Origin of the sequence: Streptococcus sp. (assembly GCF_030528045.1) — a bacterium.
Taxonomy (GTDB): domain Bacteria; phylum Bacillota; class Bacilli; order Lactobacillales; family Streptococcaceae; genus Streptococcus.
The window spans coordinates 1-10,333 of sequence record NZ_JAUMZR010000054.1 but is presented as its reverse complement, the minus strand read 5'-3'; the positions used below and the strand labels follow the sequence as shown (position 1 = coordinate 10,333).

General features: G+C 38.2%; 12 protein-coding genes and 1 pseudogene. All 13 read right to left on the bottom strand.

Annotated elements, in window-relative coordinates; translation table 11 throughout:
• Positions 1-82: pseudogene (locus tag Q4A91_RS08785) on the bottom strand (tagatose-bisphosphate aldolase); the annotation flags it as partial.
• A gap of 1 nt (position 83) precedes the next feature.
• Positions 84-1,013, bottom strand: coding sequence for a tagatose-6-phosphate kinase (locus tag Q4A91_RS08780; protein WP_303213689.1), 930 nt, complete (start codon positions 1,011-1,013; stop codon positions 84-86).
• Between the two features lie 10 nt (positions 1,014-1,023).
• Positions 1,024-1,539: a galactose-6-phosphate isomerase subunit LacB gene (gene lacB / locus Q4A91_RS08775; RefSeq protein ID WP_303213687.1), complete on the bottom strand. Its 516-nt coding sequence runs from the start codon at positions 1,537-1,539 to the stop codon at positions 1,024-1,026.
• Between the two features lie 30 nt (positions 1,540-1,569).
• Positions 1,570-1,995, bottom strand: coding sequence for a galactose-6-phosphate isomerase subunit LacA (lacA, locus tag Q4A91_RS08770; RefSeq protein WP_000029277.1), 426 nt, complete (start codon positions 1,993-1,995; stop codon positions 1,570-1,572).
• Between the two features lie 266 nt (positions 1,996-2,261).
• Positions 2,262-3,158 carry an aldose 1-epimerase family protein gene (locus Q4A91_RS08765; RefSeq protein ID WP_303213683.1) on the bottom strand — a complete coding sequence of 299 codons (897 nt, stop codon included), beginning with the start codon at positions 3,156-3,158 and terminating at the stop codon, positions 2,262-2,264.
• A gap of 107 nt (positions 3,159-3,265) precedes the next feature.
• Positions 3,266-4,741, bottom strand: coding sequence for a PTS galactitol transporter subunit IIC (locus Q4A91_RS08760; RefSeq protein ID WP_000382517.1), 1,476 nt, complete (start codon positions 4,739-4,741; stop codon positions 3,266-3,268).
• A gap of 54 nt (positions 4,742-4,795) precedes the next feature.
• Positions 4,796-5,101, bottom strand: a complete 306-nt coding sequence (locus Q4A91_RS08755) for a PTS sugar transporter subunit IIB (RefSeq protein WP_000590551.1) — start codon at positions 5,099-5,101, stop codon at positions 4,796-4,798.
• Positions 5,102-5,138: 37 nt separating this feature from the next.
• Complete coding sequence (locus tag Q4A91_RS08750) at positions 5,139-5,615, bottom strand: PTS sugar transporter subunit IIA (RefSeq protein ID WP_303213679.1); 477 nt, start codon at positions 5,613-5,615, stop codon at positions 5,139-5,141.
• 190 nt (positions 5,616-5,805) lie between these two features.
• Positions 5,806-6,495, bottom strand: a complete 690-nt coding sequence (locus Q4A91_RS08745; protein ID WP_303213677.1) for a sugar phosphate nucleotidyltransferase — start codon at positions 6,493-6,495, stop codon at positions 5,806-5,808.
• Positions 6,496-6,506: 11 nt separating this feature from the next.
• A complete protein-coding gene (locus tag Q4A91_RS08740) occupies positions 6,507-7,385 on the bottom strand; it encodes a DMT family transporter (RefSeq protein WP_303213675.1) in 879 nt (292 codons plus the stop codon).
• 1 nt (position 7,386) lies between these two features.
• A complete protein-coding gene (locus Q4A91_RS08735; RefSeq protein WP_303213673.1) occupies positions 7,387-8,244 on the bottom strand; it encodes a phosphotransferase family protein in 858 nt (285 codons plus the stop codon).
• A 16-nt stretch (positions 8,245-8,260) separates the two neighbouring features.
• On the bottom strand, positions 8,261-9,283 hold the full coding sequence (locus Q4A91_RS08730) for a ribitol-5-phosphate dehydrogenase (protein WP_303213671.1): 1,023 nt from the start codon (positions 9,281-9,283) through the stop codon (positions 8,261-8,263).
• 4 nt (positions 9,284-9,287) lie between these two features.
• Positions 9,288-9,995, bottom strand: coding sequence for a 2-C-methyl-D-erythritol 4-phosphate cytidylyltransferase (locus tag Q4A91_RS08725; protein WP_303213669.1), 708 nt, complete (start codon positions 9,993-9,995; stop codon positions 9,288-9,290).
• Positions 9,996-10,333: the final 338 nt, after the last annotated feature.

The window sequence follows — 10,333 nt, the reverse complement described above, 5'->3', positions numbered from 1 at the left end:
GGTCAAAGGCAAGAGCTGAGATAATGCCGTTCTCGTCAGAGAGTTTTTGCAAGCATGCACGTTTATTTTCTGTTAAAACCATTTTATACCTCTTTTACTATTAATTGATCATATAAAGCTTGATAGCTGGCCATATTGACATGACCTGTCATCTTTTCTTGAGCATTGAGCATACCAAGGACATTGGCCTTGATGAGGAGTTCTTGATCAGTTTCCTTATGAAGAAGTCCTGATGAAATACCTGCAACAGTAGAATCTCCAGATCCGACAGGATTGACTACCTCAATTCTTGGAATATCTACTTTGTAGAAAGTGTCACCATGTTTTGCAAAAGCACCATTTGCACCAAGTGACACGATAATCCACTCAATCCCTGCAAATAAAGGCTCTTGAAGAACTTCTTTTAATTCATCCAAATCCTCAGAAACTTCTTTCCCAAGAAGCTGAGACAATTCTTCGTTATTTGGTTTAATAACTGTTGGTTTGTGTGGTGATTCAAGGATAGCCTGAAGAGTTGCACCTGAGCAGTCTAGAACAACTGGTTTGCCTGCTTGATTAGCAAGTTCTACTAAGCTTGCATAATAGTCAATTGGAAGGCCAGCTGGAAGACTACCAGAGATAGCAACTACTTCCACAGCGTCAAGAAGATTTTCGAAATGAGCCAAGAAATCTTGCCCTTCTTGTTCTAGAACTTCAGGCCCTTTTTCAAGGATTTCTGTTTGATTGTCTCCGTGTAGAATAGCGATACAGTTACGAGTCTCTCCTTGAATGGAGAAGAAACGTTTCGTTACTTTATCATCGATATGCTCTACTAAAAACTCACCAAGTTTACCACCGACCAAACCAGTAGCAACAACAGAATCACCAAATTCTGAAAGCACTCGTGTAACATTGAGCCCTTTGCCACCAGCTGTCTTGGTCACGTCCACCACGCGGTTGACAGTGTCAATTTTCAATTCATCCAAAGGATAAGAAATGTCAATGGATGGATTCATTGTGACTGTTAAAATCATGCGTCACCTCTTAGTCGTGGTATTCACCGCGATCCCATTTTTCAAGGAATTCTGTAAAGAAGTTTGCATCTGCTTGATGAGCATTGTGAGTTTCAACGTGCTCAATTTTCGCAATCAATTTTTTGTTTTCTTCTGATGGTTTGTATTCGGCATTGATGAAAGCTTCAATGATGTCACACATGAGCAATTCACCAGTGATTTTACCACCAAAACCAATAACATTGGCGTTCAATTGTTCTTTTGCATAAAGAGCTGTTGTCATATCACGAACCAAGGCAGAACGAACTCCTGAAACTTTGTTGACAGCGTTGTTGATACCAACACCAGTACCACAGATACATACCCCAAGATCAGCTTGACCGCTAGTTACAGCCTCACCAACTTTTTTACCAAAGATTGGGTAGTGAGTACGTGAGTGGTCATAAGTACCAAAGTCAATGACTTCATATCCTTTTGATTTCAAAAATTCTGAAACCGCCATTTTTTCATCTGTTACGATGTGGTCACATCCAATTGCAATTCTCATTTTTATCTTACCTTTCTTACTGTAATCTAATTAGCACATTTTGTTCAACATATCAACACGAATTTGGTGACGTCCGCCGTCGTATTTACCGTTAACAAAACCTTTAGCAATATTTTTAGCCAATTCATCACCAACAAGTTGTGCACCCATAGTGATCATACGTGAGTTGTTGTGGCCACGAGTCATATATGCTGAGCGTTCATCTGATACTTCTGCGGCAACCATTCCTTTGATTTTTGTTGCGACCATGAATGGACCAGCACCATAAGCATCAATCACGATACCAAGATTTTGTTCTTCTTTGTTTACTTCTGCAGCAACAGCAAGAGTCACATCAACAAAATCTTGACCTTCAGCTGTAACATCCACAACGTGGAAGTTTTCTTTTTCCAAGAAGTCTTTCACAACTTCTTTCAATCTCAAACCTGCAGCATCTGCACCGATAACAATAGACATATTGTATACTCCTTTTTATTATTCTAGGCTAGTAAAGACTTTTATAGTTAGCAGTTTACCTACAAAAGACTTTCTAGCAGTTTATTGATAAATTTGATTGAATGAGATGAATATCACCTTATCCAAGTCCAGGAAATCAAGTTCCTAGAAAGAAACTTTCTCTGCGACAGAGAATATAACAAGTGATTATTTGTTTGTTACAAACATAATATACTCCTATTTATAGAAAAAGTCAACAGCAAATGTTTGTTTTTGTGGTTTTTTATCTAAAATATTTCAATATCAAAGCCAATCTGATCTACTTGACCAGGTTCTAGGAGACGAACATTCTTCTTATCTTCTAGATGATTTCCTTCTTCAAGAGATGTTGACAAGCCAGACCAAGGTTCAAAGGCAATGAAAGGTCCCTTATTCAAAGTTGACCAAATGATGAGATTTGAAAACTCTTGGAAGTGTACTTTTAAGCCCTTCTCATGTTTACGAGAACGAAGGGCAATTGTTTTAGATTGCAACTCATCCAAAGTCACTGCATCAACACTAAACAGATCATAGCTAAGGTCTACTTCTTTTTGACATTCTAGCCATGGACTTCTATCTTGGAAATCCAACATACCCGTTTCTGGGAAAGGACGTGGAACAGAGCAAGTCTCTTCTTTCTCAAACTCTAAATAGTAATCTTCATAGACTTCATCATCCAGTAGAGGACAATTAAATCCTGGATGTCCACCAATAAAGTAAGGCATGACCTTGCTAGTTTCTTTATTAAAAATCTTGTATTGAGTCCGTACTGTCTTGCCAGTAAGGCTATAAGTGATTTCTAGGCGGAAATGATAAGGGTAGTTCTGATAGCTATTCTCATCGTCTTCAATTGCAAAAGTTACACTCTTATCTGTTTGTTCAACCAAGTCAAATTCTTTCTTGCGAACCAAACCATGACGAGGAATGTTTCCTTTCGTCTCCGTTCCATCTACGTGACTGTAGAAGGCTGTATCTTCTCTTAAAGAGCCACAGATTGGGAAAAGTACTGGAGCTTGTCCACTCCAGTAAGTGACATCTCCTTGCCACAGATACTCAATGCCTTCTCGATCCTTGATCGACGACAAGGCGCCACCTAAGGTTTTAAACTGGACCGTTAACTGATCTGATTTTATTTCAATTACCATAATATTCTCCAACTATTTTTAGATCTTTATATAAAAAACTAGGTTGCCACTCCCAATGTAGGAAATTAACAACCTAGTTTTCACAATTTACATTTTATAGGAGCGAATTATTTAGCATTTGCTGCGTATTCTTCGTTACGTTTGATCATTTGTTTTCTATACCAAGCAAAGATACCTACATAGAATACAAGGAAGACTGCTGCACCAAGGATTGCTTTGATATCACCTGTTGTAGCATTGCCGATTGCCCAACCAAATAGTTTTTCAATTGGTCCTTCAAGAGTTGAGTGAGTAATCAATTGAGATTGGTTCACACCTTCTGGGAAGGCACCTACACCTTTAGCAAGTTCTGTTGCAAATGGTGCGATAAGAGTACCAGAAAGAAGGAAGAGAGGCAACAAGAGTGTTCCGAAGATAATCATACGGAGCAATTTACCACGTGTAACAACTAAAAGAGCTGGAGTTACACCCATAGCGATGATACCTGCAAGTGGCAAGATACCATTTCCGACGTTTGAAAGAAGCACAGCTTCTACTAGCATGATTGGAGCAAGTACGTTAGCACAAGCCCAGATTTCAGCACGACCAGCGATGAACGGCCAGTCAAGACCGATGTTGAATTTACGTCCTTGAAGACGTTTAGTAGCAACGTTTGTAATACCTTGTGAAAGTGGTTCTACGGCTGCGATGAACCAAGATCCGATAAGTGAGAAGAGTTCCAAAGCTACACCGGCTGTCAAACCAAGAGACAACCAACCTTTAATAACTTCTTGCCAGTTTGCAGCATCTTTAAGTCCTTCAACAGGATGTGGAGTACCCATCAAACCGATAACAATACCAAGGATGAAACCGATAAAGAATTTAGAACCCCAGAAACCGATTTTTTTGTTCAATTTAGCAGCATCAAAGTCATATTTATCAAGACCTGGGAAGAATTTTTCAAAAATCTTATCCAAAACCATGATAACTGGGTTCATCATGTAGTTCATGTGTGTTGAAGTCATTGGTGATGAACTTGGTGCATTAAGAAGGTCGTCGAATGTTGGTTTCATCAAGTCAGAGTTGATGATTTTCAAAACACCTACAAGGACAACTGCTGCAGTTGCGATGAAAAGTGAAACCCCTTGGCTTACACCGTTGTTGTCAGCATACCATTTGATCAAAAGACCAGTGATTGACAAGTGCCAGATATCGAAGATATCAACGTCAAGTGTGTCTGTTTTCTTCATTGCAAGCATCGCAACGTTGACAATCAACATTACAAGCAAGAAGTAAAGTGTCCATGCAGAACCCCAAGTGATTGTTGCAAGTGGTGCCCAACCAACGTCAGTGATGTTCAATTGGATACCAGTGTTTTCAACGAATTTCGCAAGTGATGCTGAGAAAGCTCCGTTGAGCATACCGATGATGGCACCGATACCAGTAAGAGCGATGGCTAGTTTAATACCACCTTCAAGCGCTTTGGAGAATTTCACTCCAAAAAGTAGAGCCAATACTGTCAAAATGATCAGCATGATGATTGGTCCACCCATATCCAAGATAGGTTTGAACAGCTTATTGGCTAGTTCGATAATGACATCCATAATAGTTCCTCCCGTTTTTTTAGTTATATGAATGTTAACAAGATAAAGAATAAATTAGCTTAGTCCGTGTTCTTTGATAGCTGCTTCAATATTGTCAAATACTGGAGCGCTCATTGCTGGAATACGGAACAAGATTGGTCCAGCTTCAATTACTGGAATACCAGGTTCAAAACCAAGGTCAGTTGCAGCGATTGGTGTAAAGATATCGTAGCCCTTAATAAGGTCTTCGTTTACATCTTTCACCATGACTGCATCACAGTGAACATCATAACCACGGTTTGAAAGTTCTTCTTCTAGGGCACTTTTAATTTGGTGACTTGAGTTAACACCTGCACCGCAGGCAGCAAGAATTTTAATCATTTGGATTTCCTCCGATTTTATTTTTTAATAGACAAGATTAAGCGGTTGCTTCAGCAACGTAAGCATAAAGTTTTTCTGGTTCAGAAATTTTTGATAAATCTTCCAGATGTCCATTTCCTGTGAAAAAGTCCATCAACTGAGCCAGAATATTTGTTTGACTTGAACTTGAGTTGTTAATGATAAAGAAGAGTAGGGATACTTCTACTTCCTTATCAGGAGCTATCATATTGTGAAAAGTTACTGGTTTTTCTAATCGAACAACCACCACTTTCTCAGCTAGATTATGAACAATATCTGTATGAGGAATCGCTACATTTGGCAAGTCCTTTCCTAGAAATTCCATATCTAAACCAGTTGGATATGACTTTTCACGCGTGATCAAGGCTTCACGATAAGTTGGAGTGACAATTTCTCGTTCTTCCAACAAGCTTGCTACCTGATCAAAGAGTTGTTCTTGATTATCCGCCTCTAAGCAAAGCACCAGGTTTTTGTCAAAGAAATGATCTAATCCCATAACATTTTCCCTTCTTTCAATTATCTTTTATGCTATAAGTATAACACTATATGAAATCGTTGTCAATAATTTTTGTTTTATTTTGTTCATTTTTTTGTAATTTTTGTTTTATTCAAAGAATACAATCAATATCAAACATTATTGTTATAAAATCCAAAAGAAAAGAAGGCCCAAGCCTTCTTTTCTTTCCTTACTTAATAGTAGATAAAATCTCTTCTAACTTATGGTAATCTTTTACACTATCAATTTCATAGATGTTATTTCCTTCTAATTCTTCGACATAGACATCCAATTCTTTGATATTATCCTTAACCATGTTATCCCAGTAGAGATCAACAAATTCACCACTTTCGTAAGCTTTGTAAATAAAGCCAACAATCTTCTCAGCAGTTGGTGCATCCCAGAATGAAACTCCGCTCAGAATGCGACCAGCTTTGCTGTCAACAATAATGTCTTGAACCTTGTAGTCATCACCGTAAACCAAGAACCACTCGTTGGTACAGTCTTCACGATAAACGCTAAAATAGGTAGAACGTTTAAGATCGTTTCGAAACATATTTTTGAAAAGATAGTTATCTGCATCGATGACGTAGCTGTTAGCCAAATCTTCTTTTACTAGATAAAGTGAGTAAAAGTTATTGTAATCAGCATACTTGTCGTTAAAGACTAAACGGACACCATATTTTTCTTTTAGGTAGTCAAATTGTTCTTTGAGGTAACCGACAACGATGATAATCTCATCAATTCCTCTCTCTTTCAAAAACTCAATTTGGTATTCTACCAAGGGTTTTTGATTAACCTTAACCAAAGCTTTTGGTGTATTTTCAGTCATAGGGCGTAGACGAGTTCCTAAGCCCGCTGCTAAAATAATCGCTTTCACACGAATCTCCTTTATTCTTTAATAATAATATAAACACCAGCCATAACAATAAGTGAAGTGATGATTGTCAGCATATCTAGCGGTGCACCCAAGAAAATAACTGCAAATAAAACAGTCCAAACTACATAGCTCACATTCAAACCTGTCGCTTTCGCAGGTTGCAAACGATTAATGGCGATATAATAAGCTAAGTAGGAAATCATATTAAAGGCCGCAAAGACAATCAAGAGGCCGAATAATTGCCCATCTGCCACTTCTGCAAATGAATGGTGAGAAAAGAGCACAATCACAAGATAGGACAAGAATGAGGTTACTTGTCGAATTAGCAAGGCCTCAATTTCACTTAAATCACTTTCCATAGCATAGGAGCTGAGAACACTTTCACTCCCCCAGGCAATGGCACAGATAAGGGCACAAAGAATCCCAATGTAAAACGAGTTTACTTGTTCAACCTTGTAGGTTTGAGCAATGATTGCTGCAATAATCAAGAAAACACCGAATACTGTATTCTTTGAAATCTTGTGTTTCAAAATGAAGAAGGCGAGTAAAACTGAAACTGCTGGGTAGATAGCTGATACAGATGAAGCTAGAGAACTACCGATATATTTAACCGCATAAAGATTGGCCTGCATACCTATTGGGCCTGCTAGTAAAGCTCCGATAATTACACTTACATTTCGAATATCTAAGAAAATCGAGAGGCGAACTTTTCCTTCTTTTACCAAAAGAAAAGCTAACAAGATAAAAATACTCAAGAAATCATGAGCCGCAGCCACCACAAAAGGTGAGAGATTGGTAAAAATTGAAAAGATATAAGCACTAATTGTTAGACCTAATCCCCAGAAGATACCAGAAAGCAGACCAAAAGAAACACCATTTTTATTCTTCATCCTAACCTCCATAATAAGTCAAACCTTCGACAGCTCTTTGGTAACGATTGACACCGTAATCTCCAAAATCAGCTCCTTGAGCTTCTTTGTACACTGTCCACAAACTCCAGATAGTATCTTGCAAAATTTTATAGATGCGAATCTTCTCACGTGATACAGGCGTTTTATCACTTTCATAGTAGGAAAGGAAATCATCTTCCTCTTGCTTTGTAAATTCAGACTCTAAAAAAAGAGCTGCCAAATCCCACATCGGGTCATTCATAGAAGAGTATTCCCAGTCAATTAAATACAAACGACCTTGTGGTGACTCAATAAAGTTTTCTGGTACCAAATCGATATGACAGGACTTTCTATCAACACCCAAATCAGCCAAGCTCTTTTCCAGTGAAAATACATCTTTTCTAACAGCTTCATAGTTTTCATAAGGGATAGGTCCCTCAATCAAGGATTCATATTTTCTGATTTCCTCAAAAGGAGCAAACTCTCCTCTTAATTCTTTCCCTGAAGCGTGAATGGTTTGTAAAATTGGTGCAATCTTTTCAAACTTGGACTTAATTGATGTTGAATCAAGAGTTACTGCTGATTCGATGTATTCATTTACTTTGATCCCTGACTCAATATCAAAGAGATAATTTTTGACATCTAAATCTAAATCCTCTAAAAGTTCAAGATTGTACTTTTCATTTTGACGATTAATGAGTTTTTCAGTCCCTTTACCAAAAAATTTCACAATATACTGTTTGTTGGTTGTTTTAACCAAATAGTTTTGATTGGTCATGCCTCCCAGCTGTTCGACACTAAGTACTTCCTCTTCATCAGATAGTAAAGAAGAAATTTTTTCTTTGATGAGCTTTTCCACAATTAACCTCCATCTTCTACACTTCCCACTTGAATACTGTTTTGAAAGCAGTATTAAGGTCTGTAGCAAAGACACGGTGAATGTCCTTGATTTCTCTCACAGGTTCTTCAACATAAAGGATATTCTTCAGTCGATTCGCAAACTTTTTAACTTCCATCATTTGAATGGCCTTCTCAAAATCGCCACGTCCTGAACGAGATGATCCTACTAATAACAATCCTTTTTCCAAAGCATCTCGTGTATTGATATTAACCTTGTATTCACTTACTCCCATCATGAGAATCGTTCCCTGTGGACGAATATAGCGAATCAAGTCATTGATAGCTGGGCCTGTACCATCGCCACCGCAACACTCAAACCCATGATCAAAGGTCAAATCCTCTGGGATATTATCCGTGATGTAGCACTCTTTTGCAAAAGAGAAGAGCTCCAATTTTTCCCAATGGCGACCAATAACGATAATCTCTGCTTCTGGCAAGTTATAATTGATAATATTCGCAACCACAAAGGCCAAACTACCATCTCCGATAACTGCGATGCGCTCTCGCTTGCTATGAGCAAGATGCAGGAATCGATCCATGGCATGCATACCGACACTTACAAACTCGGTGATGGCAGCAACTGTATCTTCGATATCATTATAAGAAACGACTCGGTCTTTTGGAAGAGAGACAAATTCTCGCATAAAGCCATCATAACCACTAGATAGGAAGTAGGTTCCTGCCATGTAGTTCTCGTAGAACTCCTTGTCACTCTGCATAGGCGGTTGATTGGGAATCATAACTACCTTTTGACCGACTTCATAAGTCCCAGTTGGATCGGAAATAACAGTTCCACAAGACTCGTGAATCATCGCCATAGGAAGCTTTTTAGCCAATATCTTTGGATCGCGTTTCCCTTGATAGTAACGTTGATCTGCATGACAAACCGCCATATAATTTGGACGAATAAGGATATGATTATCCTGATCAATGTCTTCTTCTTGATATTTTACATTGATAAACTTTGGTTTAGTCAGTTGATAAATTTGATTAATCATAGCCTTAGTCTTTCTCAATCATGCTTTTCGCGATTTTCAAGTCTGTCACAGTTGTGATTTTAAGATTTGAATATTCCCCTTTAGCTAGGGCAACGTCTTTTCCTTTGATAACAAAAATCTTACATGCATCCGTCAGGATTTCCTTTTCTTGATCAGATAGGGAACCATACAAATCCATGAAATCCTTGCAGCGGAAAGTCTGAGGCGTTTGACCTTGATAGAGGTGAGCACGATTTGGAATATCCGTGATAAACTGACCATTAGTACTTTCAACAATGGTATCAACTGCTTCTACTACTGTGTCAACTGCATCATGATTTTGGGCAAGCTTGATATTGTCCTGAATCATGCGCAGTGTGATAAATGGACGAACGGAGTCGTGGGTAATCACGATATCTTCTGAAGTGATTGGACGATAGGCATTAATGGCTTCTATAATCTTCTCGATACTGGTATTGCGATCAGCCCCACCCCTGGTAATGATGATGCGATCCTTGTGGAGAGAAAGATACTTGTCAACTAGGTCCTCAGCGTGTGACACCCAGTCTCCATGAACTCCAACTACAATTTTTTCAATACTTGGTTCTAAGACAAATTTTTCAATTGTGTGGATCAAAATAGGTTGATCACCCAACTCCAAGAATTGTTTTGGTAAATTACTGATTCCCATGCGTGTGCCAGTTCCTCCGGCTAGGATCCCTGCATAGATCATTTATATTCTCCTTTAGTTTATTCTAAAAAACTCATTACCATCTATTATATCACAATCTGCCTCCATCATGAAGAAAAGACAGAGTATCATTTAGTCTGATCAACACACCATTTAAGGTAAAAAGTGAACAATGTATTACTAAATCTAGAAAGACTATAACAAATTAAGAAATAAAAATAGGTTATCCTCTATATTAGCCATTCAACGTTCGGTTAATATAGAGTTTTTTAGAATATAATAGAAACCTTAAAGAAAACTTAAACACGTTTTTAGGAACACAATAAAAAGCGGCTCTATAATATCTGTAGTGGGTAAAAACCACTATGGAAATTATGGAG